Genomic DNA, 26,341 nt, shown 5'->3' with positions numbered 1-26,341 from the left:
AGGCGGCTAGGCTGGCTTACCGTGCTCGTACTCGTGGTGGACTCCTCGACGCCCGCGGTGACCGCGGCCCTGGCCGAGGTCTCGGCGGACGGCGTCGCGCTCCGCGCGTCCCGGTGCACTGTCGACGCCCGCGCCCACGGCGAGCTGCTCGCGCCGCAGGTCGACGCCGTGCTGGCGGACTCCGGCGCGCGGCCCGCCGACCTGGCCGCGATCGTCGCCGGCCTCGGCCCGGGCCCGTTCACCGGGCTGCGCGTCGGGCTGGTCACCGCCGCCGCCATGGGTCAGGTGCTGGGCGCACCCACGTACGGTGTCTGCTCGCTGGACGGGATCGGCCACCCGGCGGCCGCCGGCGAGCCGGTGCTGGCCGCGAGCGACGCGCGGCGCCGGGAGATCTACTGGGCCGTCTACGACGGCGCCGGCCGGCGCCTGGCCGGGCCGCAGGTGGCGGCCCCGGCGGTGGTCGCGGAACGGGCGCGCGGCCTGGCGGTCACCGTCGCGGCCGGTGATGGCGCACATCGGTACGCGGACGTGCTGGGGCTGCCGGTACGCGACGAGCCGCGTTACCCGGACCCGCTGGCGCTGGCCCGTCTCGCCGCGCCGCGGATCCGCGCGGGCGCGCCCGGTGAGACGCTCACCCCGCTCTACCTGCGTCGCCCGGACGCGGTCGCGGCCACCGGCCACAAGCCGGTCCTGCCATGAGGCTGGGCCGGTTCCGCTGGTGGCACATCGACGAGGTGCTGCCCGTCGAGGCGGACCTGTTCGGCGCCGAGCAGTGGTCGGCGGCCATGTTCTGGAACGAACTCGCCAACGGGCACTTCTACCTGGTCGCCACCGACGACGACGGCAGCCTGCTCGGCTACGCCGGGCTGGCCGTGTCCCCGCCCGACGAGGCGTGGGTGCAGAACGTCGCGGTCCGCCGGGACGCCCAGCGCCGGGGGATCGGCCGCCTGCTGCTGGAGGCGCTGCTCGCCGAGGCGGCCCGGCGCGGCGCCCGCAGCACGCTGCTGGAGGTCGCCGCGGACAACGCGCCCGCGCAACGGCTCTACGCCGGCTACGGCTTCGAGCCGATCGGCGTACGGCGCGGCTACTACCAACCGAGCAACACCGACGCGCTGGTCATGCAGCGCAACGAGGACTGACGCGCATGGCTGACGAACCCCTGATCCTCGGCATCGAGACCTCCTGCGACGAGACCGGCGTGGGCATCGTGCGCGGGCACACGCTGCTCGCCGACGCGCTCGCCTCCAGCGTCGAGGAGCACGCCCGGTTCGGTGGCGTGGTGCCCGAGGTGGCCAGCCGCGCCCACCTGGAGGCCATCGTGCCGACCATGGACCGGGCGCTGCGCGAGGCAGGCGTCACCATCGCCGACATCGACGCCATCGCCGTGACCTCCGGGCCGGGCCTGGCCGGCGCGCTGCTCGTCGGGGTCGCCGCCGCCAAGGGGTACGCGGTGGCGGCGGAGAAGCCGGTGTACGGCGTGAACCACCTCGCCGCGCACGTCGCGGTGGACACGCTCGAACACGGCCCGCTGCCCGAGCCCGTTGTCGCGCTGCTGGTCTCCGGCGGGCACTCCTCGCTGCTGCGCGTCGACGACCTGGCCCGCGACGTGGTTCCGCTCGGCGCCACCATCGACGACGCAGCCGGGGAGGCGTTCGACAAGGTGGCCCGCCTGCTCGGGCTGCCGTTCCCCGGTGGGCCGTACATCGACCGCGAGGCGCGCGCCGGTGACCCGGCTTCGATCGCCTTCCCGCGCGGGCTGACCGCCGCGAAGGACCTGGTCGGGCACCGGTACGACTTCTCCTTCTCCGGCCTGAAGACGGCTGTTGCCCGCTGGGTGGAGGCGCGGCAGCGGGCCGGTGAGCCGGTGCCGGTCGCCGACGTGGCCGCGTCCTTCCAGGAGGCGGTCTGCGACGTGCTCGTCGGCAAGGCGATCGACGCGTGCCGCAGCAGCGGCATCGACACGCTGGTGATCGGCGGCGGGGTGGCGGCCAACTCGCGACTGCGGGCGATGGCCGAGCAGCGGGCCGGCAGGCACGGCATCCGGGTGCGTACGCCCCGGCCGAAGCTCTGCACCGACAACGGCGCGATGGTGGCCGCGCTCGGCTCCCACCTGGTGGCCGCGGGCGTCGCGCCGAGCCGGCTGGACCTGCCGGCCGACTCGGCGATGCCGCTGACAGTGGTCAGCGTGTGAGCGGGGAGGGGACCGACATGATCGTCCGCATGTGGGAGGCAAAGGCCGAGCCGTACGGCTTCGCCGACCTGATCACCTGGGTCTGCGAGACCGCGCTGCCCGAGTTCGAGCACGACCCGATGCACGTCTCCAGCGAGGTGTTCTCCTCCACCGACCACCGGCTCGTGGTCGTCTCCAAGTGGCGTAACACCCCTCGGGAGCTGCCCGAGCCGCCGGCCCGCCTGATCGCCCGCCCGCCGCACAGCTGGGACTTCACCCAGGTCGACCGCTGACGCGACGGCCGTCACGACGGCCGGAATTGGTTGGCGCCCGGGTCGCCCGGCACCTAGCGTCGGTGGGTCATGCGCTTCTCACCGGCCGGCGATCCCGGCACCCCGACGCGCGGTCGGCCACCCGGTACCTCGTGTGGCTCGCCGGGCGGCACCCCGTCATCTTCGGCGCCGGTCTCGCACTCGGCGTGCTCTGGATGCTGGCCCAGGCGCTGGTGCCGGCCGTGCTCGGCCGCGCCGTGGAGGCCGGCCTGGCCCAACGCGACCCGGACGCGCTGGTCCGCTGGAGCCTGGCCCTGCTCGGGCTGGGCCTGGTGCAGGCCGTCGCCGGGATCCTGCGCCACCGCTGCGCGGTGCACAACTGGCTCGGCGCCGCCTACCGCACCGTGCAGGTGACGGTGGACGCCACCAACCGGCTCGGCGCGGCGCTGCCCCGGCGGGTCGCGGCGGGTGAGGTGGTGAGCATCGGCACCGCCGACATCGAGCACATCGGCAGCGCCGTCGACATCACCGCGCGGGGCGCCGGCTCGGTGGTCGGCATCGTCACCGTCGCGGTGATCCTGCTCAGCGCCTCCCAGCCGCTCGGCCTGGTGGTGGTGCTCGGGGTGCCGCTGCTGATGGCGCTCGTGGCGTTGCTGATCCGCCCGCTGCACCGGCAGCAGGCCGCGTACCGGGACTCGACCGGCCGGCTCACCGCCCGCGCCGCGGACATCGTCTCCGGTCTGCGCGTACTGCGCGGAGTCGGCGGCGAGCCGGTGCTGTCGGAGCGCTACCGGCAACGGTCGCAGGCGTTGCGCTCGGACGGACTGCGGGTGGCCCGGGTCGAGTCGCTGTTGCAGGCCGCGCAGATCCTGCTGCCCGGCGTCTTCGTGGTGCTGGTGACCTGGCTGGGCGCCCGGTACGCGCTGCGCGGCGAGATCAGCGCCGGTGAGCTGGTGTCGTTCTACGGCTACACCGCGTTCCTGGTGAGCCCGCTGCGCAACCTCACCGAGGCGGCCGACAAGCTGACCCGGGGACACGTCGCGGCCCGCCGGGTGGTCCGGTTGCTGCGGCTCGCGCCGGAGTTCACCGACCCGGCCACCCCGGTCCCGGTGCCGGCCGGACCGGGTGAGCTGGCGGACGTCCGGTCCGGGCTGGTGCTGCGACCGGGACGGCTCACCGCGCTCGCCGCCGCCACCCCGCAGGACGCCACCGAGATCGCCGACCGGCTCGGCCGGTACGCCGACGGGGACGTCACGCTGCACGGCGTACCGCTGCGGGACGTGGCGCTGGCGACGGTGCGGGAGCGGATCCTGGTGGCCGACAACGACGCGCAGCTGTTCAGCGGCGTGCTGCGCACGGAGCTGGACCCGCACGACCGGGCCGAGCCCGGCGCGGTGGCGGCGGCGCTGGCGGCGGCGAGCGCCACCGACATCGTCGAGGCGCTGCCCGGCGGCCTGGACGGCGAGGTCGCCGAACGCGGCCGGGAGTTCTCCGGCGGGCAGCGGCAACGGCTGCGGCTGGCCCGCGCGCTCGTCGCCGACCCGGAGACGTTGATCCTGGTCGAGCCGACCAGCGCGGTGGACGCGCACACCGAGGCCCGCATCGCCGAACGGCTCGGCCCGGCCCGTCACGGACGCACCACGCTCGTCTGCACCACGAGCCCGCTGGTGCTCGGCCACGCCGACCACGTGGTCTTCGTGGAGGACGGCAAGGTCGTCGCCGAGGGCCGGCACGAGGAACTGCTCGCCGGTGAGCCGCGCTACGCCGCCACGGTGAGCCGGGAGGAGGACCGATGAGCAACGCGCTGCCCGTCGCCGACGTCGCCCAGGTCCGCCGGTACGTGCGGGAGCTGATCCGCCGGCACCCGCGTGGCCTGGCCGCCGCGCTCGGCCTGCACGCGCTCGCCGCGGGCGCCGGGCTCGTCGCCCCGCGCCTGCTCGGTGACCTGGTGGAGGGGATCTCCCAGGGCATCGCCGAGACGACAGTGGACCGGGTCGTGGCGGCCATCGCCGCGTTCGTGGTGGTGCAGGCCGTGCTGGTCCGCTTCGCGCATCTGGCCTCGGCCCGGCTCGGTGAGCGGGTGCTCGCCGAGTTGCGGGAGGAGTTCGTCGACCGGGTGCTCGCGCTGCCGCTGGCCACGGTCGAGCGGGCCGGCACCGGTGACCTGCTCACCCGCACCTCGCGGGACGTCGCCGCGCTGTCCCGCACGGTCCGGTTCGCCGGGCCGGAGACGCTCATCGCGGCGCTGACCGTGCTGCTGATCGTCGGCGCGCTGGTGCTGACCGGCCCGCTGCTGGCGCTGCCCAGCCTCCTGGCGGTGCCGGTGCTGTGGGCCGGCACGCGCTGGTACCTGCGCCGCGCGCCGCAGGGCTACCTGCGGGAGAACGCCGCCTACTCGGACATCACCGACGGGATCAGCGAGACGGTCGACGGGGCGCGGACCACCGAGGCACTGCGTCAGGAGGCCCGCCGCCGGGCCCGCGGCGACGCGGACATCCGCCGGTCGTACGCGGCCGAGCGTTACACGCTCCACCTGCGGACCGTGTTCTGGCCGGTGGCCGAGTTCGGCTACCTGGTGCCGATGGTGGCGACCCTGCTCATCGGCGGCTGGTTCCACCTGAAGGGCTGGGCCAGCCTCGGCCAGGTCACCGCCGCCACGCTCTACGCCCAGCAGCTCACCGACCCGATCGAGCGGCTGCTCGGCTGGCTGGACGAGTTCCAGGTCGGCGGCGCGTCGCTGGCCCGGCTGCTCGGGGTGGCCGCCGAGCCGGACGAGCGCGCCCCGGCATCCCCCGCGCCGGCCCGGCCCGGCGGCGCGGGCCGGCTCGCCGCGCACGACGTCCGGTACGCGTACCGCCCGGGACACGACGTGCTGCACGGCGTGACGCTGGAACCCCGGCCGGGGGAGCGGCTCGCGATGGTCGGCCCGTCCGGGGCGGGCAAGTCGACGCTGGGCCGGCTGCTGGCCGGCGTGCACGCGCCGAGCGCCGGGGAGGTGACAGTGGACGGCCGTCCACTCGCCGGGATGCCCCTGGCCGAGCTGCGTACCCATGTCGCGCTCGTCAGTCAGGAGCACCACGTGTTCATCGGCACGCTCGCCGACAACGTGGCAATGGTCCGGCCGGACGCCGACCCGGCGCGGGTACGCGCGGCGCTGTCCGCCGTCGACGCGCTGGACTGGGCGCTGGCCCTGCCGGACGGGCTCGACACACCGGTCGGCGCGGGCGGCCACCCGCTCACCCCGGCGCAGGCGCAGCAGGTCGCGCTGGCCCGGCTGGTGCTCGCCGACCCGCACACGCTGGTGCTGGACGAGGCCACCTCGCTGATCGACCCGCGGGCCGCCCGGGCCCTGGAACGGTCGCTGGCGGCGGTGCTGCACGGCCGTACCGTCATCGCCATCGCGCACCGGCTCTTCTCCGCGCACGACGCGGACCGCGTGGCGGTGGTCGACGACGGCCGGATCACCGAACTGGGATCACACGACGAACTGGTCGCGGCCGGTGGCTCGTACGCCGCGCTGTGGCGTTCCTGGCACGGCTGAGGACACGCGACGGGCTCCGGCGGACGCGCCGGGGCCCGCTCGACGACCGGGTCACGAACGGCGGGTCAGCCGCCAGGTCGCGTACCCGCCGGTGCCGAGCGCGATCAGGAACACCGCCCACACCACCCCGGTGCCGACCTGGAGTCCACCGCCGCTGCCCACGTTGGCCTGGGCGGCGGCGACGAGCGAGTCGCTCTGCGCGGGCGGCAGCGCGGCCGGCGGCAACTGCTGCCAGCGCACCAGCCCGGTGCTCTCCAGCATGGTCATGTGGTCGTTGACGAACTTGTTGGCGTCCTCGGCCAGCTTGCGCACGATCGGGTCGCGGGTGCTGGCCCGGACCGCGCCGATCACCGGGAAGATCTTGCCGTGGGCGACCCGCAGCCGGGTGACGAAGATCTGGTCGAACCGGGCGCCGGTGGCGTTCTGCATCTCGGTCAGCCACCCCTTCTGCTCGCCGGTCGGGTCGCTCGGCAGCGTGGCACCCAGCTTGTTGGCCGCCTGGACCACGAGCTCGTCCAGCTCCGCGTGCTGCTTGGCGATCTCCGCGCCGACCTCGCGTACCCGGGCGGACTGGCCCTTCTCGGCCGCCATCAGTCCGGCCGGCATCTCCCACAGCCCGGCCAGCCGTACGCCGTTGAGCAATGTCATGTCCGCGGCGTTCATCTGCACGCCGGGAGTGGGTGCGGCCTGCGCCGTCCCGGGAACGACACCGATCCCCGCGCCGAGTGCGGCGAGCAGCAGGACCACCCGGTGCGCCAGCTTGCGGCGTGCGGATTCCAGCGATGCCATGGTTGCGGTGCCTCCTCGGTCCGGACCGGTACGCGTGTCGTGGACGGCCGCCCGTCCGCACACTGGTACGGATCGGCGGGCCGATCAGTTCAGCGGGTCGGCGAGGAGTCGTTCGAAGGCCAGCTCCGCGGCGCCGATCAGCGCCGCGTCGCCGCCGAGCTTCGGGGTACGCAGCCGCACGTGCTCCAGGCACGCGGGCAGCCCGTTCGAGTTGAGCCGGCTGCGTACCTGCGCGGCGGCGGCCAGGTAGAGGTCGCGCATGGTGCCGCCGAAGATGACCATTTCCGGGTTGAAGATGTTCACCAGGTTCGCGACGCCGAAGCCGAGCCAGTCGCCGGCCTGCCGTACCGCGGTCTGGGCTCGGGCGTCGCCGCGGTCGGCGGCGTCGAAGACGGCGAGCAGCGCGTCCCGGCCGCGCGCCTCGGACCGGCCGGCGGCCCGCAGCAGCCCGTGCTCGCCGATCTCGGTCTCCCAGCAGCCGCGCCGGCCGCAGTCGCAGCGCACCCCGTCGCGGACCACCACCATGTGGCCGACCTCGCCGCCGTAGCCGCCGTGCCCGGTCAGCCGCCGGCCCCCGGCGATGATGCCCGCGCCCACACCGACGTCGCCGTAGAGGTAGATGACGTTGTCGCAGCCGACCGCCGCGCCCCGGGCGTGCTCGGCGTACGCGGCCACGTCGGCCACGTTGCCCACCGTGATGGGTACGTCTATCCCCAGCTCGTCGGCGAGCGCCGCACCGATCGGCTCGTCCACCCAGCCGGTGGTCGGGCTCAGCCGGACCAGGCCGTCCTCCCGGCGGACCATGCCGCACACCGCCAGCCCGGCACCCACACAGACCGCGTCCGGCGGCACCGACTGGTGCATCTCCTTCACCGCGCCGGCCAGCAGCGGGGCGGCCTCCCCGGCGACCAGTGTGCGCGGCCGGTCCATCTCCCGGCGGTCGAGCACCTCACCGCCGAGCCCCACGCGCGCCGCCCGCAGCCGGTCCACCTCGACGCTGTACGCGTACGCGTAGACCCGCCCCGACTCGGGCCGGACGACGAGTGACGGTCGTCCGGCCCGGCCGGTCTCCTTCGGCGTCCCCTCGCTGACCAGACCGGCGCCGGCCAGGTCCGCGGTCAGCGCGCCGATGGTGCTGCGGTTGAGTCCGAGCGCTGTGGTCAGCTCGGCCCGGGTGGTGGCGCCGTGGACGTGCACGTAGCGGAGCAATGCGCCCAGGTTCTGCCGACGGATCTCGTCCTGACTGGGGCCCGCGCGCATTGCCACCGCCATGGTTCCCGTACCCCGGGTCAGCGCGTGCCGGTGGCGGCGGCCCGCCGGCGCGACAGCGCGTCGATGGTCGCGGCGGCGAGCAGCACCACGCCGGTGACCACGTACTTGACGCCCGAGCTGTATCCCATCAGTCCCATACCGTTGTCGATAACCGCGATCACCGCGCCACCGAGCACGGCGTCGAGAACCCGGCCCTTGCCGCCGAAGAGGCTGGTGCCGCCGATCACCGCCGCGCCGACGGCGTAGAGCAGTACGTTACTGCCACCGGTGTTGGGGTCGACCGAGTTGGCCCGGCTGGCGGCCACGATGCCGCCGATCGCGGCCATCGAGGAGCAGATGACGAACACGGAGACGCGGATCCGGTCGACGTTGATGCCGGCCCGGCGGGCCGCCTCGGCGTTGCCGCCGACCGCGTAGATGTGCCGGCCGTAGCTGGTGCGCTGGAGCACGAAGGTCCAGACGACGAGCAGCAGCGCGATGAGCGGCACCACGATCGGTACGCCCTTGAGCGAGACGACGAGCACGTTTCGGCTGCGCTCCAGGTTGAGTACGTAGACCGCCATGCCGAGGATCACGGCCAGGCCGGCGATCCGGCCGGCGACCACCGCGATCGGGTCGGTGAGCAGGCCGCGGGCAGCCCGGTTGCGGTGTCGCAGCAGCTGCACGGCCGCGTATCCGGCGACGGCGACGGCGGCCAGCGACCAGCCAAGCACGGGGGAGAGGTTGCGGTTGGCGATCGCGACGAGCACGTCGTCCCGGACGGCGATGTTGGCGCCCTCGTCCATGAGCGTCAGCACGACGCCCTGGAAGGCCAGGAACCCGGCGAGCGTCACCACGAAGGACGGGATGCCGACCTTGGCGACCAGCAGGCCCAGCACGGTGCCGATCACCACGCCGGTGACGACGGCGGAGAGCACCGCCACGTACCAGGGGTAGCCGAGCACCGTCACCACGTTGGCCAGGATCGCAGCGCAGACGCCACTGGCGAAGCCGGCGGAGAGGTCGATCTCGCCGAGCAGCAGGACGAAGACCAGACCCATGGCGATGAGCGTGACCGCCGCGCCCTGGGTGAACAGGTTCGCCAGGTTGCCGGCGGTGAAGAACGACGGGCGGGCGATCGAGAAGCCCACCGCCAGTGCGACGAGCATGACCACGGCGGGGAGCGCACCGATGTCGCCGCCGCGGACCCGGCGCCAGTAGTTGTTCACGTGGCTGCCCAGGGTCGGTGTCGGCGTGACGCCGGCCGGGCCTTCCTTCTTCGTGACGGTGGCGGTCATCGGACGGCTCCTGGGGTGGTGTCGGCGGGCGCGGCGCCGTTGCCGCCCGGCTCGCCGGTGAGGCCGAGGCTGCCGGAGCGGCCGGCGGTGATCAGCTCGACGACCTGCGAGTGGGTGATGTCGGTGGTCTTCACCTGGGCGACCATCTGGCCGAGGTAGAGCGCGGCGATCCGGTCGGAGACGGCGAAGACGTCGTTCATGTTGTGCGAGATGAGCACCACGGCCAGGCCGTTGTCGGCCAGCCGGCGCACCAGTTCCAGCACCTGGGCGGTCTGCGCGACGCCGAGCGCGGCGGTCGGCTCGTCCAGGATGACCAGCCGGCTGTTCCAGAGCACGGCCTTGGCGATGGCGACCGTCTGGCGCTGGCCGCCGGAGAGGCTGGAGACGTGCTGGCGCAGCGACTTCACGGTGCGCACGCTCAGGCCGGCGAGCGTCTCGGCGGCCATCTGCTCCATGGTCGGCTCGTCGAGCACGATGCCGCTGCGCTTCTCCCGGCCGAGGAACATGTTCTGCACGATGTCGAGGTTGTCGCAGAGCGCGAGGTCCTGGTAGACGACCTCGATGCCGAGCGCGGCGGCGTCCCGGGGGCTGTTGATGCTGACCGGCCTGCCGTCGAAGACGAACTCGCCGGCGTCGGTGGGGTGGATGCCGCTGATGCACTTGACCAGGGTCGACTTGCCGGCGCCGTTGTCACCGACGAGCGCTGTCACCTCGCCGGCATGCGCGGCGAAGGCGACGTCTCGCAGCACCTGGACGGGACCGAAGCTCTTGTCGATCCCGCGTAGCTCCAGCAGGGGGGTTGCGGACACGGGGTTCTCCTTTGGGCGGAGGGAGGTCTCGGATCCCGTCCGGCGCGGGTGCCGCCCGGCCCGGGAGAACCCGTGCCGGGCGGCACCGCCTGAGGCGGGTGGGTCAGCTCACGCCGGCGTCGGTGCAGAGCTTGGCGAAGGCACCGGTGCAGAGCTCCTCCTTGGTGACGTAGCCGTCGGCCACCACGTCCTTGACGTTGTCCTTGTAGATGGCCTTGGGCTCCAGCAGCACGGCCGGCACGTCCCGGCCGCCCTCCGGGTCCTTGACCGTCTGGCCGGTGTCCTTCTGCTCGCCCTTGGCCAGCGCGATGGCCAGCTCGGCGGCGGCGTCCGCCTCCTGCTTGACCGCCTTGTAGACGGTCATGCACTGGTCACCGGCGAGGATGTTCTGCAGGCCCTCCTTGGTGGCGTCCTGACCGGTCACCGGGACCTTGCCGTTGAGCTTGTTCTTCTTCAGCACCGAGATGGCCGCGTTGCCGAGGCCGTCGTTGGCGGCGAGCACACCGTCGATCTTGCCGCGGGCCTTGGTCAGCTGCTGCTCGAAGATCGTCGCGGCCTGCGCGTTGTCCCACGCGGGTACCGGGTCGTCGGCGACCTTGGTGTACTCCTTCGAGTCGAACTTCGGCTTGAGCACCGAGTCGTACCCGTTCTTGAACAGGGTGGCGTTGTTGTCGGTCGGCGAGCCGTTGAGGTACGCGATCGACGGGTTCTTGACGCCCTTGTCGGTCAGGCACTTGCTCAGGCCCTCGCCCTGGAGCTTGCCGACCGCCTCGTTGTCGAAACTGACGTAGTACTGGGCGGAGCCGCCAAGGGTCAGCCGGTCGTAGTCGATTGTCGCGACGCCCTGCGACTTGGCCTTGTCGAGCACGGCCTTGCCGGTGCCGGAGTCCAGGTTGACGATCATCAGGACGTTGACGCCGTTGGTGATCATCTGGTCGGCGATGGTCTGGAACGCGGTCTTGTCGTTCTGCGCGTTCTGGATGTCGGACTCGACGCCGGCCGCGTCGAACGCCGCCTTCAGGTACTTGCGGTCCGCGCCCTCCCAGCGGGCGGAGGACTTGCTGTCCGGCAGGATCACGCCGATCTTCGGCTTCTTGGCGTTGGAGCCGCCGGCCTCGTCGGACGAACCGCCGTTGTCACCGCAGGCGGCCATGCTGCCGGTCGCGAGCAGACCGACGGCCGCGAAGGTGAGGAAGCCCTTGCGCATGTGCAGGGTCCTTTCGGAGGTGGGGGAGTGGTGTTTTGTTGTGCCCGGCAACGTATTCCCCGCTTCCGGTGCGCCGCAAGACTGCCGAGGTCAGAAGTTTGTTGGCGGCGGTAACAATTCAGCAACGCGGTTGTCACCCGGTGGACACCCTCGGGACAGCGCGCTCCGGGGAGCCCTCCCGTACGGACCGTCACGAGCTCGCTCAGGCGGACGCGATCGGTGCCGTCGTCGCCCCGGTGAGCGCCACCAGATCCGTCGGTGCGAGCTGCACCTGCAACCCCCGGCGACCCGCCGAGACGTACACCGTCGGGTACGCCAGCGCGGAGGCGTCGACGACAGTCGGTAGCCGCTTGCGCTGCCCGAGCGGGCTGATGCCGCCACGGACGTACCCGGTCGCCCGCTCGGCCCTCGCGCGGTCGGCCATCGTCGCCCGTTTGCCGCCGGCCGCGGCGGCGAGCGCCTTCAGGTCCAGCTCGCCGGTCACCGGCACCACCGCCACCGTCAGCCCGCCGTCGACCTCGGTGACGAGCGACTTGAACACGCGCTCGGGCGCCACCCCGAGCGCCGTCGCGACGAGCGCGCCGTAGTTCGGCGCATCAGGCGAGACGTCGTAGGTGTGGGTGCTGTGGGCGATCTTCCGCTTGCTCAGCAACGCGATCGCCGGAGTGCCAGGGCCCGCCACGGGCTCAAGCTAACCCGCGCGCAGCGGCACCGCGAGCCGGGTCAACCGCCGGCCGGAGCCGGCCGGCAGACGAGCACCGTGGGATCGCCCGCCACCCGGGTCAGCGCCAGGCTCGCCGCCTCGTCGCCGGACAGCCGCAGGTCGCGGCGCAGTTTCTCCGGCTCCAGCGCCGAACCGCGCTTGCGGATCTCGACCCGGCCGACCCGCCGCTCCCGCAGCAGGGCGCGCAGCCGCTTCAGCGAGAACGGCAGCACGTCGGTGATCTCCAGGCAGCGGGCGAACGGAGTGGGCCGGGCCTCGTCGGCGTACAGGTAGGCGATCGACGGGTCGGCGAGCGTGGCGTCCAGGTCGGCGGCCAGCTCGGCGATCAGGTGCGCGCGCACCACCGCCGGGTCCGGGTCGTAGAGGAACCGCCGCACCGGTCCCACCGGCGCCTCGACCGCGCCGGTTCCGGTGAGGTGATAGGAGGGGACCCTTTTACTACCTGAGGCGTTAAGAAGGGGCCCTTCCTTCTCGCGCAGCAGTGTGGCGCGGCGCGGGACGGCGGCCAGGTCGCCGCACCAGAGCGCCGCCTCGACCAGGTCGCCGTCGACGCTGACCCACTCCGCCTCCGCGCCCGCCGGGATCAGCGCGTGGTCCAGTCCGGGCGCCACCTTCACCACGGTGCGCGGCACCCGCGCGGCCAGGCCGGTGACGAAGTCCCACGGCGGCGAGTAGGCGTTCGGGTCGAAGACGCGCCGGCCGGTGCCGGCCCGCCGCCGCGCCGGATCGCAGAACACCGCGTCGACCCCGCTCACGTCGAACGCCGTGGCGTCACCGCACTCGACCGTCACCAGGTCGGCGAGCCCGGCCGCCTCGGCGTTCGCGGCGGCCATCGTGGCGGTCACCGGGTCGGCCTCCACCGCGTACACCCGGATGCCGGCGCGGGCCGCGGCGAGCGCGTCCGCCCCGAGGCCGCACCCCAGGTCGGCCAGCGTGGTCACGCCCGCGGCGCGCAGCCGTGCCGCGCGCCGGTCGGCGACCGCGCGGCGGGTGGCCTGCTCCAGCCCGGCCCGGGTGAGGAGCATCCCGGCCGCCGCCGCGCCGAACTTGCCGTCCGCGCGGCGGCGCAGCTCCGCCTGGGTCAGCGCCGCCGCGGCGAGTCCGCCGGGGATGCCGGCCGAGCGCAGCGCGGCCGCCGCCGCCAGCGGGTCGCCGCCGGCCACCCGCTCGGCCGCGGCGAGCGCCGCCGACCCCTCGGGGGTACGCAGCGCGGCGAGCTGGTCGAGATCCACGCGCTCATTGTCCCGGCCCGGTTCCGGCGCGACACGGAGGGCGACGCGTTGGCACTCTCCTTGACGGAGTGCTAGCCGAGGAATAACCTGCGATTAGCACTCTCACCCTGAGGGTGCCAACCCCCGAGCCTCGCGCCCGGAGGTTGAGCGCCAGGCGGACCGGCACCCGCGACGACGGCCCCGCCCGGTGGCATGAGGCAGATTGACGCTGGTCGGCGTGCCGGCCGGCAACGACACCAAGTACCCGGGAGGGTATGCCCGTGACTACCGCGACCAAGGTTGCGATCAAGCCGCTCGAGGACCGCATCGTGGTCCAGGCGAACGAGGCCGAGACCACCACCGCCTCGGGCATCGTGATCCCCGACACCGCCAAGGAGAAGCCGCAGGAGGGCACCGTCCTCGCTGTCGGCCCGGGCCGGATCGACGACAAGGGCAACCGCGTGCCGATCGACGTGAAGGTCGGCGACACCGTCCTCTACTCGAAGTACGGCGGCACCGAGGTCAAGTACGCCGGCGAGGAGTACCTGGTGCTCTCCGCCCGCGACGTCCTCGCGGTCATCGAGAAGTAAGCAACCGATCAGTGTCGTTGCCCCGGTCCGGCTCGCCGGGCCGGGGCAACGTCGCTTCGAAGGGATACTGATGGCGAAGATCCTCAGCTTCTCGGACGACGCCCGGCACCTGCTGGAGCACGGTGTCAACGCCCTCGCGGACGCGGTCAAGGTCACCCTCGGCCCGCGCGGGCGCAACGTCGTCCTGGACAAGAAGTTCGGTGTGCCCACGATCACCAACGACGGCGTGACCATCGCCAAGGAGATCGAGCTCACCAACCCGTACGAGAACCTCGGCGCGCAGCTGGTCAAGGAGGTGGCGACCAAGACCAACGACGTCGCCGGCGACGGGACCACCACCGCCACCGTGCTGGCCCAGGCGATGGTCCGCGAGGGCCTGCGCAACGTGGCCGCCGGCGCCAACCCGACCGGCCTGAAGCGGGGCATCGACGCGGCGGCCGCCAAGGTCTCCGAGGCGCTGCTCGGCAAGGCCGTCGAGGTCTCCGGCAAGGAGTCGATCGCGCACGTCGCGACCGTCTCCGCGCAGGACGCCGCCATCGGCGAGCTGATCGCCGAGGCGATGGAGAAGGTCGGCCGCGACGGCGTCATCACCGTCGAGGAGGGCTCCGCGCTCGTCACCGAGCTGGAGGTGACCGAGGGTCTCCAGTTCGACAAGGGCTTCATCTCGCCGAACTTCGTCACCGACCTGGAGGCGCAGGAGGCGGTCCTGGAGGACCCGTACATCCTGATCACCACCCAGAAGATCTCGGCGATCGAGGAGCTGCTGCCGCTGCTGGAGAAGGTTCTCCAGAACAACAAGCCGCTGCTCATCGTCGCCGAGGACGTCGAAGGTCAGGCCCTGTCCACGCTCGTGGTCAACGCGCTGCGCAAGACCGTCAAGGTCTGCGCGGTCAAGGCCCCCGGCTTCGGCGACCGCCGCAAGGCGATGCTGCAGGACATGGCGATCCTGACCGGCGCCGAGCTGGTCGCCCCGGAGCTGGGCTACAAGCTCGACCAGGTCGGCCTGGAGGTGCTCGGCACCGCCCGTCGCGTCGTGGTCGACAAGGAGAACACCACCGTCGTCGACGGTGGCGGGCAGTCCGCCGAGGTCGCCGACCGGGTCGCGCAGATCCGCAAGGAGATCGAGGCGTCCGACTCCGAGTGGGACCGGGAGAAGCTGGCCGAGCGGCTGGCGAAGCTCTCCGGCGGCATCGCCGTGATCAAGGTCGGCGCGGCCACCGAGGTCGAGATGAAGGAGCGCAAGCACCGCATCGAGGACGCCATCGCCGCGACCAAGGCCGCGGTCGAGGAGGGTACGGTCCCGGGTGGCGGCGCCGCCCTGGCCCAGATCCTGCCGGCGCTCGACGACGACCTGGGCTTCACCGGTGACGAGAAGGTCGGCGTCTCGATCGTGCGCAAGTCGCTCGTCGAGCCGCTGCGCTGGATCGCCCAGAACGCCGGCCACGACGGTTACGTGGTGGTGCAGAAGGTGGTCGGCAAGGACTGGGGCCACGGCCTCGACGCCGCCACCGGCGAGTACGTCGACCTGGCCAAGTCCGGCATCATCGACCCGGTGAAGGTGACCCGCAACGCGGTCAGCAACGCCGCCTCGATCGCCGGCCTGCTGCTCACCACCGAGAGCCTCGTGGTGGAGAAGCCGGCCCAGCCGGAGCCGGCCGCCGCCGGTGGGCACGGCCACTCGCACGGTCACGGCCACCAGCACGGCCCGGGTTTCTGACCCGAGGAGCACGGCCCGACGTCAGGGCACACCGCCGACCCGGTGGTGTGCCCTGACGCGCATCTGCTTACGGAACGCTGACGACATTGGCAGCCGGACCGGCGGGTCGACCAGACTGGGCGTCGTGAGCACCCTCTCCCGCCGCCGCGCGGCGCTTGCCGGTGTCGTCGCCGCCGTGGTGGCACTCGGCACCGCCGAACCCGTGGCGGTCCTGACCGGTCCCCGGTCCGCTCCGCTCGTCGCCGTCGGCGGGCTCGTCGTCGACGGCGTGCCCGAGCCGCTCAAGCAGTTCGCCATCGACGTCTTCGGCGCGTACGACAAGATCGCCCTGCTGGTCGGGACGGCGCTGCTGCTGGCCGCGTTCGGGGCGCTGCTCGGTCTGGCCGCGGCCCGGCGGCTGGTGGTCGGCCTGGCCGGCATCGCCGCGTTCACAATGCTCGGCGTCGCCGCCGCGCTGACCCGGGCCGGCGCGGACGCGTTCGACGCGCTGCCCTCCCTGGTCGGCGGCGGACTGGGTGCGCTGACGCTCTGGGCGTTCGTGGCCGGTCCGCTGCGGCCCGGCCGGGGCGTGGCCGCGCAGCCGACACCGCCTCCGGCGGTCGCCGCGCTCGCCCGCGAGGGGGAGACCTCCGGCGGCTGGGAGCCGGTCCGGCACGACGACGACGCGGAGTCGCGGCGGCGGTTCCTGCGTGGCGCCGGCCTGCTGACCGGCGCGGCGACGGTGGCCGGGCTGGGCGGGCACTGGCTGGCCGGGCGGCGCGGCGTGTCAGCGGCCCGGGAGGCGGTGACGCTACCCGCCCCGGCCACGCCCGCCCCGCAGGTGCCGGCCGGAGCGGACCTGTCGCTGCCCCGGCTCGCGCCGTACGTGACGCCGAACCGGGAGTTCTACCGGATCGACACGGCGCTGGTGGTGCCGCAGGTGGACCCGGCCACCTGGCGGTTGCGGATCCACGGGCGTGTGCGCAACCCGATCGAGCTGAGCTTCGACGACCTGCTGGCCCGCCCGATGGTCGAGCGGTACGTGACGCTCGCCTGCGTCTCCAACGAGGTGGGCGGTGACCTGATCGGCAACGCGCGCTGGCTCGGCGTACCGATCAAGGAGCTGCTCGACGAGGCCGGTCCGGTCGACGGCGCGGACCAGGTGGTGGGGCGTGCGGTCGACGGCTGGACCTGCGGCACGCCCACCTCGGTGCTGCGCGACGGGCGGGACGCGCTGCTCGCGGTCGGCATGAACGGCGAGCCGCTGCCGATCCAGCACGGCTTCCCGGTGCGGATGGTGGTGCCCGGCCTCTACGGGTACGTGTCGGCCTGCAAGTGGCTCACCGAGCTGGAGTTGACCAGCTTCGCCGACTTCGACGCGTACTGGGTGCCGCGCGGCTGGTCGGCGCAGGGCCCGGTCAAGACGCAGTCCCGGATCGACACGCCCCGACCTCGCAGCCGCCCGGCGGCCGGGACGGTGACGGTGGCCGGTGTGGCGTGGGCGCAGCACCGCGGCATCGCCCGCGTCGAGGTACGCGTCGACGGCGGTGCCTGGCAGGAGGCGACGCTCGCCCCGGCGGTGTCGGCGGACACCTGGGTGCAGTGGTCCTGGCGGTGGGACGCGACGCCGGGCGAGCACACGCTCGAGGTCCGGGCGACCGACACGACCGGTGAGACCCAGACGGAACAGCGCGCCCCGGTCGCCCCCGACGGGGCAACGGGGTGGCACACGGTAAGGGTCACCGTGGCCTGACCACCGCCACCCCGGGGTGGGACGGCACGACGCCGCGCCCCGGAGATCGGGGCGCGGCGTCGGGGGTCGTGAGGCCGGTCAGGCGACCTTGCGCTGGTCCGGCACGGCGGTGTTGTGCGGCCGGCCGAGGCGTGCCTCCAGCCGGGCGATGTCCACAGTGGTCTGCCGGCGGTCGGCCAGGTCCTCCCAGCCGAGGGCGAGCAGCCGCAGCCGCTCGGACTCGCTGAACCCGCCCCAGACGCCGTACGGCTCGCGCACGGAGAGCGCGTGGGCGGCGCACTCGGCGCGTACCGGGCAGGCGCGGCAGACCGACTTGGCGCCGGTCTCGCGGCGCAGCCGGGAGGAGCCGCGCTCGCCGTCCGGGTGGAAGAACTGCGCGCTGTCGCGGCCACGGCAGGCTCCGAGCCGCTGCCAGTCCCAGAGCTCGTCGATCGGTCCAGGCAGCCTACGTACGTTCGACATCAGCACCCCTCCTCCCGCGCGGCACCGCGGAGAATGTTCGTTGCCAGCTACCGGGCGGCGGTCCGCGCGGGATGCCGGTTCCGGATGAACCCTCGGTACCCGAGCGGTCCGCGCCTCACACATCTGTGATCGAAAACCTCGGACATCCGGCGGCATATGCCCCATCTGTCGGAAAAGTTCTGATGATTGCCCGGAACCCCCTCCCGACCTCACCTCCGCATGGTCTGCTCTGAGTCGGAGAGGAGACCACTGTGCGTAGTGTTCTTGTGTGCGTTCGGACACCATTGGCGGCCCAGCATCTGACCTCCGCGGCGGCGCGGCTCGGGCTGTCCGGCGTCGTCCGGACGGCCGTCTCCGATCCGGAGGTGATGTTGCGGCTCGCCGAGCGTCCGGTGGACGTGGTGCTCGCCGACACCGCCCTGACCCGCCCGGACAGCGCCGGCTTCGTCCGGCGGGTGCTCGCCCGCGCCCCGCAGGCAGCGGTGCTGCTGCTCGGCACCGAGGAGTCGGAGTCGGCGGCGGCCACCATCAGCGCCGGTGCGCGCGGCCTGATCCAGAACGCCGACCACGACCTGACCAGCGCGGTGGCCAAGGCGCTGCTGCTGCTCTCCGCCGCCGGGCGGAGCAACAGGCGCCGGGTGGCGGACACCGCCCGGGACGCGGCGGCGGTGGGCGGGCCGACCCGGTCGGCGGCGCCGGGGCGTACCCAGGGTGGGCCCGGCTGGCCGGCGACGGCGCCGGTGGACGCCGCGGGCCTGCCCACCGTGGTGCCCGTGCAACGGGGCGACGATCCGGACGACCCGGCGGCGGCCGACGGCGCGGAGGCGCCCCGGCCGGGGACGGCCCAGCGGCCGGCGCGGGCGCCGCGCAGCGCGATCGGCCTGACCGAGCGGGAGCTTCAGGTGCTGCTCGGCATGGCCGAGGGCAAGAGCAACGCGGAGATCGGGCGGGAGCTGTTCGTCTCCGAGGACACGGTCAAGACGCACGCCCGGCGGCTGTTCCGCAAGCTCGGCGCGCGCGACCGGGCGCACGCCGTGGCGGCCGGGTTCCGGGCCGGCCTGGTGGCCTGACCCGGGCGGGAGTCACTCCGAGGCGGTGTCGTCGGTCCCTTCGGTGAGCGTGTCGTGCACGCCGTCGGCGTAGCCGCGGGCGTAGTCCCAGCTCACGTAGTGGTCCGGGTCCGGGTCGTAGGCCGGCTCGTGCACCCGGGGACGCCCCGAGTTGAGCAGGTGGCGCAGGTTGCCGCGCAGCAGGTCCCAGTCGAAGTAGTGGGGCTCGCGGCAGTCCTCGCACTCGATCACCAGGCCGCGCACGCCGATCGGCTGGAGCAACGCCTGGTAGATCTCCAGATCGGCGAGATCCTCCAGGACGTCCTGGCGCTCGACCTCGGTCAGCGGGTCGAGCGCGTCGTCGTCGCCGGGATCGTGCAGGCCGGCAGCCGGATCGGCCGGGTCGCCGTTGAACGGGTCGATGGGCTCGTCGTGCACCCCTTCACCGTAGACCCCGAGCCGCCGGAAAGCCCGCCCCCGCCCGTGCTGTGGCCCGGCCTACCCTCGGGCCCGCCGCTGCCCGGGCGCGCAGGGGCAGGTGGGTACGATGAGGCGACGCGCCGTCACCAGGCGCCTGCCGGTGCCCCCGCGCGCCGCCTCGCTGCAGCCCGTTCGACCAGCTCAGGGGAGCAATCGTGGAGAATTCGCCCAGCACCGAGATCCCGGCCGGCGCCGACGGCGGAGAGCTGGGTGGCCATCTGCCCGAGCTGCCGGCCGGTTCGGCCCGCGTCGTGCCGCTCGGGCTGACCTTCGACGACGTCCTGCTCCAGCCGGGCGAGTCGGACGTCGTCCCCAGCCGGGTCAACACCCGCACCCGCCTCACCCGCAACATCGAGCTGACCGTGCCGCTGCTGTCCAGCGCGATGGACACGGTCACCGAGGGGCGGATGGCGATCGCCATGGCCCGCCAGGGCGGCATCGGCGTGCTGCACCGCAACCTCTCCGTCGAGGACCAGGCGCTCCAGGTCGACCTGGTGAAGCGCTCCGAGTCCGGCATGATCACCAACCCGGTGACCGCCAGCCCGGACGACACGCTGCGCGAGGTCGACGCGCTCTGCGGGCGCTACCGCATCTCCGGCGTCCCGGTGGTGGACGGGCAGGGTCAGCTGGTCGGCATCGTCACCAACCGCGACATGCGGTTCGTCTCCGACCCGGCCACGCCGGTCCGCGAGATCATGACCCGCACCCCGCTGATCACCGCGCCGGTCGGCGTGAGCAAGGACGACGCGCTCGGCCTGCTGCGCCAGCACAAGATCGAGAAGCTGCCGATCGTGGACGCGGGCGGCAAGCTGCGCGGCCTGATCACGGTCAAGGACTTCACCAAGAGCGAGCAGTACCCGAACGCCACCAAGGACGACGCGGGCCGGCTCCGGGTCGCCGCGGCCATCGGGGTCGGCGAGGACGCCTACAAGCGGGCCCGTGCCCTGGTCGACGCCGGCGTGGACGTGCTGATCGTGGACACCGCGCACGGTCACCAGCGCGCCGTGCTGGAGATGGTCGCCCGGCTCAAGCGGGACGTCACCATCGACATCGTGGGCGGCAACATCGCCACGTACGCGGGTGCCAGGGCGCTCGTCGACGCGGGCGCGGACGGCGTGAAGGTGGGCGTCGGCCCGGGCGCCATCTGCACCACCCGAATCGTCGCCGGGGTCGGCGTCCCGCAGATCACCGCGATCATGGAGGCGGCCCGTGCCGCCCGCCCGGCCGGCGTGCCGGTGATCGGCGACGGCGGCATCCAATACTCGGGCGACATCGCCAAGGCGCTCGTCGCGGGCGCCGACACGGTGATGCTCGGCAGCCTGCTGGCCGGCTGCGAGGAGAGCCCCGGCGAGCTGATCTTCATCAACGGCAAGCAGTACAAGGCGTACCGGGGGATGGGCTCGCTCGGCGCGATGCAGTCGCGCGGCCAGGGCAAGTCCTACTCCAAGGACCGCTACTTCCAGCAGGACGTGCTCGCCGAGGACAAGCTGGTCCCGGAGGGCGTCGAGGGTCAGGTGCCCTACCGGGGGCCGCTGTCCGCTGTCGCCCACCAGCTCATCGGCGGGCTGCGCGCCGCGATGGGGTACGTGGGCGCGGAGAGCATCCCGGAGCTGCACCGGCGCGGCCAGCTCATCCGGATCACCGCGGCCGGGCTCAAGGAGAGCCACCCGCACGACATCCAGATGACGGTCGAGGCGCCCAACTACCACTCCCGCTGACCCACCACCCCCAACCACCTGGAGTCCCCCATGCGTGACGTGGTCGAGATCGGGCTGGGCAAGACCGCGCAGCGCGGCTACCACCTGGACGACATCGCCATCGTGCCGAGCCGCCGCACCCGGGACGTCGACGACGTCTCCACCGCGTGGCAGCTCGACGCGTACCAGTTCGGCATCCCCTGCGTCGCGCACCCCTCCGACGCGACCATGAGCCCCGCCTCGGCGGTCCGGCTCGGCCAGCTCGGCGGCCTCGGCGTGCTGAACGTCGAGGGCCTCTGGACCCGGTACGAGAACCCGGCCAAGATCCTGGAGGAGCTGGCCGGTCTCGGCGAGGACGCGCGGGCGACCAAGCGCCTCCAGGAGGTCTACGCCGAGCCGATCCGCCCCGACCTGATCGCCGAGCGGGTGCGTGAGCTGCGCGAGGGCGGCGGCACGGTGGCGGTGCGGGTCTCCCCGCAGCACACCCTGGCGCTGGCCCCGGTGATCCTCGACGCGGGCGTGGACATCCTGGTCATCCAGGGCACGCTCGTCTCGGCCGAGCACGTCTCCACCACCGACGAGCCGCTGAACCTCAAGGAGTTCATCGCCGACCTGGACCTGCCGGTCGTCGTGGGCGGCTGCACCGACTACAAGACCGCGCTGCACCTGATGCGTACCGGCGCGGCCGGTGTGATCGTGGGCATCGGCGGCGACGACTGGTCGACCACCGAGTCGGTGCTCGGCATCCGGGTGCCGATGGCCACCGCCATCGCCGACGCCGCCGCTGCCCGCCGCGACTACCTGGACGAGACCGGCGGCCGGTACGTGCACCTGATCGCCGACGGCGACATGCAGACCTCCGGCGACATCGCCAAGGCGCTCGGCTGCGGGGCGGACGCGGTGATGCTCGGGGAGCCGCTGTCGCTGTGCGAGGAGGCGCCGGCCGGCGGCGCCTGGTGGCACTCCGCGGCCAGCCACCCGTCGCTGCCCCGTGGCGCGTTCGAGGTGGCCGGTGAGCCGCTCGGCTCGATGGAGAAGCTGCTGTTCGGCCCGGCCGACGAGCCGGACGGCCAGCTCAACCTCTTCGGCGGGCTGCGGCGCGCGATGGCCAAGTGCGGCTACCGCGACCTGAAGGAGTTCCAGAAGGTCGGGCTGGTCCTCGACCGCTGAGCACCACCGAGCACCGCTGAGCACCACCGAGCACCGTTGAGCACCGCATGACGACGTGGGCGCGCGGCGCGGACCTGTTCCGGCCCCGCCCGCGCGCTCGCGCGTCTAGGCTCGCCGGGTGAGACGGGGGCGGATCTGGGCGGCCGGGCTGGTGGCGGCGGCGCTCGCGCTGAGCGGGTGCACCGGCGACGACGGGTTCCGGCCGGGCGCGGCGGACGCCGGTGACCCGTACGTGCCGGGGGCCGGCAACGGCGGCTACGACGTGGGCCACTACGCGCTCGACGTGCGGTACGACCCGGCCACCGACCGGCTCACCGGCACCGCCACGCTGACCGTCACCGCCACCCGCGCGCTGTCCCGCTTCCAGCTCGACCTGGCCGGGCTGGACGTGGAGCGGGTACGGGTGGACGGCGGGGCGGCGAAGCACCGCCACGACGGCGCCGAGCTGATCGTCACCCCGCCGCGCGGGCTGCCGTCCGGGAAGCGGTTCACGGTCGAGGTCACGTACGGCGGGGTGCCGCAGCCGCTGCCGAACGCCGTACTGGGCGACGGCGGCTTCCACGCCACACCGGACGGTGCGATAGCGCTCGGCCAGCCGGAGTCGGCGAGCACCTGGTACCCGGTCAACGACCACCCGTCGGACAAGGCCACGTACGACCTCGCGGTCACCGTGCCGGACGGGCTCGCCGCGCTGTCGAACGGGGTGCCGGAGGGCCGGACCTCCAGCGGCGGGTGGAGCACCTGGCGCTGGGCCGAGCGCGCGCCGATGGCGAGCTACCTGAGCACGCTGGTGATCGGCGACTACCGGGTCAGCAACGGCACACACGCCGGCAAGCCGATGGTCACCGCCGTCGCCGCGGCACTGCCACCGGACGGGCCGGCCGCCGCGTCGGTGGCCCGCACCGGCGAGGTCGCCGACTTCCTGGCCGCGCGCTTCGGGCCGTACCCGTTCGAGGCGTACGGCGGCGTGGTGGTCGCCGACGAGCGGATCCGGTACGCGCTGGAGACGCAGAGCCGGCCGGTCTACGGCCCGGCGTTCTTCCGCGGGGACCGGCCGAACACCGAGGTGGTCGCGCACGAGCTTGCCCACCAGTGGTTCGGCGACAGCGTCTCGGTGGCCCGGTGGAGCGACATCTGGCTCAACGAGGGCTTCGCCACGTACGCCGAATGGCTCTGGGCCGAGCACGACGGCGGCCGGACGGTGGCGCAGACGGTCGCCGAACGGTACGCGACCACCGACTGGTCGCAGCCCACTGTCGACCCGGGCCGGGCCGGGATGTTCGGGGACGCGGTCTACCAGCGGGGCGCGCTGGCGGTGCACGCGCTGCGCCGCGCGGTGGGCGACGAGACGTTCCACCGCGTGCTGCGCGGATGGCTGGCGCAGCACCGCGACGGCAACGTCACCACCGCCGACTTCGTCGGGTACGCCGAACGCACGTCGGGGCGGCCGTTGCGGGCGCTGCTGGACGCCTGGCTGGTCGGCGCGACGCCACCGGGACTGCCGTGACGCACGCGTGACCGCCGCTGGGTAGGCTGCCGCGGTCGGAGCGGCCCGCGGCGGGGCCGCCGAACGGGCCCCGGGAGGGATCGAGGCGATGACGCGGCGTGGCGCACGACGACGGCTCGGGTTGCTGGCCTGCGGGACGCTGCTGGTGACCGGCTGCGGGTCGGCCGAGCCGGACCCGGGACCGGCAACCCCCACCACGGCGACCCCGGCGGCCACGCGCGGGTTCGCGCCCGGCGCGGCCGGCGCGGGCGACCCGTACTTCCCGAGCTACGGCAACGGCGGGTACGACGTCGCGCACTACACGGTCAAGGTGCGCTACGACCCGGCCACGGACAAGCTCAGCGGCACCGCCACGGTGCGGGCCACCGCCACCGCCGACCTGTCCGCGTTCAACCTGGACCTGGCCGGGCTGACCGTCCGCTCGGTGACTGTGGACGGCGCCGATGCCCGGCACAGCCGCACGGACGACGAGCTGGTGATCACCCCGGCCATCGGGCTGACCTCCGGCAACGGGTTCACCGCCGAGATCCGGTACGACGGCCGGCCGGAGGCGCTGCGGAACGAGGTGCTGGGCGAGGGCGGCTGGCTGCACACCGTCGACGGGGCGATCGCGCTCGGGCAGCCGGAGTCGGCGAGCACCTGGTTCCCGGTCAACGACCACCCGTCGGACAAGGCCACCTACGACATCGAGCTGACCGTCCCGAAGGGACTGACGGCGGTCTCCAACGGCGTGCCGAAGGGGAGGTCGACAAGCGGCGCCTGGACCACCTGGAAGTGGTCGGAGACCGCGCCGACGGCCAGTTACCTGACCACTGTGGCGATCGGGAAGTTCCGGGTCACCACCGGCCAGCACAAGGGGCGGCCGGTCTACCACGCGGTCACCACGCAGGTCGCCGAGGGCGCACCGGACCGGTCCATCGCGCGCACCGTGGAGGTCGCCGACTACCTGGAGAGCGTCTTCGGGCCGTACCCGTTCGACTCGTACGGCGGCGTGGTGATCGCCGACGAGCGGATCCGGTACGCGCTGGAGACGCAGAGCCGGCCGGTCTACTCGGCGAGCTTCTTCCGGCAGGGCGACAACACGGGTGTGGTCGCGCACGAGCTGGCCCACCAGTGGTACGGCAACAGCGTGTCGATCCAGCGCTGGCAGGACATCTGGCTCAACGAGGGGCTGGCCACGTACGCCGAGTGGCTGTGGGCCGAGCACAGCGGCTCGACCACGGTGCAGCGCACGTTCGAGCAGAAGTACGCGAACGCCGGCGGGCAGGTGTGGCGTACGCCGCCGGGGAAGCCGGGCGTGGCGAACCTGTTCAGCCGTTCGGTCTACGACCGGGGCGGGATGACTGTGCACGCGCTGCGGGTGGCGGTGGGCGACACCGCGTTCTTCACGATCCTGCGCACCTGGGCGGCGGAGCGGAAGAACGGCAACGCCACCACCGCCGACTTCGTGGCGCTGGCCGAGCGGATCTCCGGCAAGAAGCTGGCGAAGGTCTTCGACCCGTGGCTGTACGGCACCGAGCGCCCGCCCGCCCCGAAGCCGCTGTAGGGGGGTCAGTTCCTGACGCGCAGCGACGGGTGGGCGGCCAGGAACGTGTCGGCCCGCCCGCCGCGCAGCGCGGTGAGGAAGTCGCGGCCCAGCGGCTCGAGCTGCTCACCCCGGTAGGCGCCGCCGCTGCTCACCCCGGCGCCGGGCAGCACGACCAGGGTGAGCCGGTCCGCCGGCAGGCCACCCAGCGCGTACGCGAAGTCGATCAGCTTCCGGCCGCCACCGGCGTACACCAGGGTCCGGCCCAGCGCGGCCACCACCTGCTCGACCCGCTGCGGGTCGCGGGCGGTGCCCTGGTCGAGGATCTTGCGGGCCAGCGCCCGGAGCAGTTGCTGCTGGTGCCGCTGCCGGGTGTAGTCACCGCCGGCGGTGTAGCGCTGCCGCGCGTAGTCGAGCGCCTGCCAGCCGGTCAGGTGCCGGGTGCCCTTCTCGTAGACCATCTGCGGCCCGACGTACCCGCCGCCGGTCAGGGTGCGCATGGTGCCGTCCGGGCGGCGGTGCCGGGAGGCGACCCGCTGGTCCACGTAGAGGTCCACCCCGCCGAGCGTGTCCACCAGCTTGTCGAAACCGCCGAAGGTGATCACCGCCCCGGCGTCGATGCGCAGCCCGGTGTATCGGGAGACGGTGGTGCGCAGCAGTTCGTACCCCTGGGCGGTGCTGGGGTGGGCCTTGTCGCCCGGCACCCGGCTGCCGTAGCTCATCGCGTGGGTGAGCTTGGTCCGCCCGCCCGGGTAGCGGGCCTTCGGGTAGGCGGGGATGTCCACCACCAGGTCGCGGGGGAGCGAGAACAGGTACGCCCGGTCCAGCCCGGCGGGTACGTGCAGCAGCAGGACGGCGTCGGCGTGCGGCTCCCAGCCGGGGATGCTGACCCGGGTGTCGACGCCGACGAGCAGCAGGTTGAGCGGGCCCTTCAGGTCGGCGCCGGGCGGGGGCGCCGGGCTGGCGGTGGTCGGGGCGGGCGTCGGCGGGGCCGGCGACGCGGTGGTCGGGCCGGCGGCCGGGGCGGCCGGACGGTTCGCCACCAGCCGGGTGGTGACCACCGCTCCGGTGGCGACCAGCAGCGCCGCCACCGGTACGGCCAGGCCCAGCAGGCGTCGTCTCGTCACGTCCGTTCCTCCC

The 26,341-nt window shown here is 73.5% G+C and carries 23 protein-coding genes and 1 pseudogene; 14 read left to right on the top strand and 10 right to left on the bottom strand.

The window, feature by feature from the left end:
• Positions 1-21 precede the first annotated feature (21 nt).
• The 6 genes and pseudogenes from tsaB (at position 22) to GA0070215_RS01365 (ending at position 5,983) form a co-directional block, all read left to right on the top strand.
• A complete protein-coding gene (gene tsaB / locus GA0070215_RS01390) occupies positions 22-699 on the top strand; it encodes a tRNA (adenosine(37)-N6)-threonylcarbamoyltransferase complex dimerization subunit type 1 TsaB (protein ID WP_091041068.1) in 678 nt (225 codons plus the stop codon).
• Complete coding sequence (rimI, locus tag GA0070215_RS01385; protein WP_018784615.1) at positions 696-1,139, top strand: ribosomal protein S18-alanine N-acetyltransferase; 444 nt, start codon at positions 696-698, stop codon at positions 1,137-1,139. The genes tsaB and rimI overlap by 4 nt, the downstream gene beginning before the upstream one ends.
• A gap of 5 nt (positions 1,140-1,144) precedes the next feature.
• Positions 1,145-2,191, top strand: coding sequence for a tRNA (adenosine(37)-N6)-threonylcarbamoyltransferase complex transferase subunit TsaD (tsaD, locus tag GA0070215_RS01380; RefSeq protein WP_018784616.1), 1,047 nt, complete (start codon positions 1,145-1,147; stop codon positions 2,189-2,191).
• 17 nt (positions 2,192-2,208) lie between these two features.
• Entirely contained in the window at positions 2,209-2,463 is a 255-nt protein-coding gene (locus GA0070215_RS01375) for a hypothetical protein (RefSeq protein WP_026267691.1), read from the top strand.
• A 69-nt stretch (positions 2,464-2,532) separates the two neighbouring features.
• A pseudogene (locus GA0070215_RS01370) lies at positions 2,533-4,238 on the top strand (ABC transporter ATP-binding protein).
• A complete protein-coding gene (locus GA0070215_RS01365) occupies positions 4,235-5,983 on the top strand; it encodes an ABC transporter ATP-binding protein (protein ID WP_091041065.1) in 1,749 nt (582 codons plus the stop codon). The pseudogene GA0070215_RS01370 and the gene GA0070215_RS01365 overlap by 4 nt, the downstream one beginning before the upstream one ends.
• Before the next feature lie 51 nt (positions 5,984-6,034).
• On the opposite strand, the gene GA0070215_RS01360 is transcribed toward GA0070215_RS01365, so the two are convergent.
• From GA0070215_RS01360 to GA0070215_RS01330, 7 genes are all read right to left on the bottom strand, one after another.
• Positions 6,035-6,772, bottom strand: coding sequence for a DUF4142 domain-containing protein (locus GA0070215_RS01360; RefSeq protein WP_018784620.1), 738 nt, complete (start codon positions 6,770-6,772; stop codon positions 6,035-6,037).
• An 84-nt stretch (positions 6,773-6,856) separates the two neighbouring features.
• Positions 6,857-8,032 (bottom strand): ROK family protein, encoded by a 1,176-nt coding sequence (locus GA0070215_RS01355; RefSeq protein WP_091041062.1) that lies wholly within the window; start codon positions 8,030-8,032, stop codon positions 6,857-6,859.
• Positions 8,033-8,061: 29 nt separating this feature from the next.
• A complete protein-coding gene (locus tag GA0070215_RS01350) occupies positions 8,062-9,321 on the bottom strand; it encodes a sugar ABC transporter permease (protein WP_018784622.1) in 1,260 nt (419 codons plus the stop codon).
• Complete coding sequence (locus tag GA0070215_RS01345) at positions 9,318-10,130, bottom strand: ATP-binding cassette domain-containing protein (RefSeq protein WP_018784623.1); 813 nt, start codon at positions 10,128-10,130, stop codon at positions 9,318-9,320. Before GA0070215_RS01345 ends, GA0070215_RS01350 begins: the two co-directional genes overlap by 4 nt.
• 103 nt (positions 10,131-10,233) lie before the next feature.
• A complete protein-coding gene (locus GA0070215_RS01340; RefSeq protein WP_091041059.1) occupies positions 10,234-11,337 on the bottom strand; it encodes a sugar ABC transporter substrate-binding protein in 1,104 nt (367 codons plus the stop codon).
• A 202-nt stretch (positions 11,338-11,539) separates the two neighbouring features.
• Positions 11,540-12,019: a Cys-tRNA(Pro) deacylase gene (ybaK, locus tag GA0070215_RS01335; RefSeq protein WP_018784625.1), complete on the bottom strand. Its 480-nt coding sequence runs from the start codon at positions 12,017-12,019 to the stop codon at positions 11,540-11,542.
• A 41-nt stretch (positions 12,020-12,060) separates the two neighbouring features.
• On the bottom strand, positions 12,061-13,293 hold the full coding sequence (locus GA0070215_RS01330; RefSeq protein WP_091041056.1) for a THUMP-like domain-containing protein: 1,233 nt from the start codon (positions 13,291-13,293) through the stop codon (positions 12,061-12,063).
• Between the two features lie 254 nt (positions 13,294-13,547).
• Between GA0070215_RS01330 and groES the strand changes: the two genes are divergently transcribed.
• From groES to GA0070215_RS01315, 3 genes are all read left to right on the top strand, one after another.
• Positions 13,548-13,862 carry a co-chaperone GroES gene (groES, locus tag GA0070215_RS01325; RefSeq protein ID WP_018222648.1) on the top strand — a complete coding sequence of 105 codons (315 nt, stop codon included), beginning with the start codon at positions 13,548-13,550 and terminating at the stop codon, positions 13,860-13,862.
• Positions 13,863-13,932: 70 nt separating this feature from the next.
• Positions 13,933-15,579, top strand: coding sequence for a chaperonin GroEL (gene groL / locus GA0070215_RS01320; RefSeq protein WP_018784627.1), 1,647 nt, complete (start codon positions 13,933-13,935; stop codon positions 15,577-15,579).
• A gap of 124 nt (positions 15,580-15,703) precedes the next feature.
• A complete protein-coding gene (locus GA0070215_RS01315) occupies positions 15,704-17,311 on the top strand; it encodes a sulfite oxidase (protein ID WP_091041054.1) in 1,608 nt (535 codons plus the stop codon).
• Positions 17,312-17,389: 78 nt separating this feature from the next.
• Here the strand turns inward: GA0070215_RS01315 and GA0070215_RS01310 are convergent, their stop codons facing one another.
• On the bottom strand, positions 17,390-17,773 hold the full coding sequence (locus GA0070215_RS01310; RefSeq protein ID WP_026267694.1) for a WhiB family transcriptional regulator: 384 nt from the start codon (positions 17,771-17,773) through the stop codon (positions 17,390-17,392).
• A 251-nt stretch (positions 17,774-18,024) separates the two neighbouring features.
• Between GA0070215_RS01310 and GA0070215_RS01305 the strand changes: the two genes are divergently transcribed.
• Positions 18,025-18,843, top strand: a complete 819-nt coding sequence (locus GA0070215_RS01305) for a helix-turn-helix transcriptional regulator (protein WP_026267695.1) — start codon at positions 18,025-18,027, stop codon at positions 18,841-18,843.
• 12 nt (positions 18,844-18,855) lie between these two features.
• Here GA0070215_RS01305 and GA0070215_RS01300 read toward each other — a convergent pair whose 3' ends face one another.
• Positions 18,856-19,260, bottom strand: a complete 405-nt coding sequence (locus GA0070215_RS01300; protein WP_018784631.1) for a DUF5319 domain-containing protein — start codon at positions 19,258-19,260, stop codon at positions 18,856-18,858.
• A gap of 197 nt (positions 19,261-19,457) precedes the next feature.
• Here GA0070215_RS01300 and guaB point away from each other — a divergent pair, with 197 nt between their 5' ends.
• From guaB to GA0070215_RS01280, 4 genes are all read left to right on the top strand, one after another.
• Complete coding sequence (guaB, locus tag GA0070215_RS01295; protein ID WP_091041051.1) at positions 19,458-21,020, top strand: IMP dehydrogenase; 1,563 nt, start codon at positions 19,458-19,460, stop codon at positions 21,018-21,020.
• Between the two features lie 30 nt (positions 21,021-21,050).
• Positions 21,051-22,169 carry a GuaB3 family IMP dehydrogenase-related protein gene (locus GA0070215_RS01290; protein ID WP_013288539.1) on the top strand — a complete coding sequence of 373 codons (1,119 nt, stop codon included), beginning with the start codon at positions 21,051-21,053 and terminating at the stop codon, positions 22,167-22,169.
• A 118-nt stretch (positions 22,170-22,287) separates the two neighbouring features.
• On the top strand, positions 22,288-23,676 hold the full coding sequence (locus GA0070215_RS01285) for a M1 family metallopeptidase (protein WP_026267696.1): 1,389 nt from the start codon (positions 22,288-22,290) through the stop codon (positions 23,674-23,676).
• Between the two features lie 88 nt (positions 23,677-23,764).
• Positions 23,765-25,222: a M1 family metallopeptidase gene (locus tag GA0070215_RS01280; protein ID WP_091041048.1), complete on the top strand. Its 1,458-nt coding sequence runs from the start codon at positions 23,765-23,767 to the stop codon at positions 25,220-25,222.
• 5 nt (positions 25,223-25,227) lie between these two features.
• Here GA0070215_RS01280 and GA0070215_RS01275 read toward each other — a convergent pair whose 3' ends face one another.
• A complete protein-coding gene (locus tag GA0070215_RS01275) occupies positions 25,228-26,328 on the bottom strand; it encodes an LCP family protein (RefSeq protein ID WP_091041046.1) in 1,101 nt (366 codons plus the stop codon).
• Positions 26,329-26,341: the final 13 nt, after the last annotated feature.

This window comes from Micromonospora marina (assembly GCF_900091565.1).
GTDB classification, from domain to species: domain Bacteria; phylum Actinomycetota; class Actinomycetes; order Mycobacteriales; family Micromonosporaceae; genus Micromonospora; species Micromonospora marina.
The sequence above is the reverse complement of the archived record's forward strand: the minus strand, read 5'-3'. Positions and strand labels throughout refer to the sequence as shown.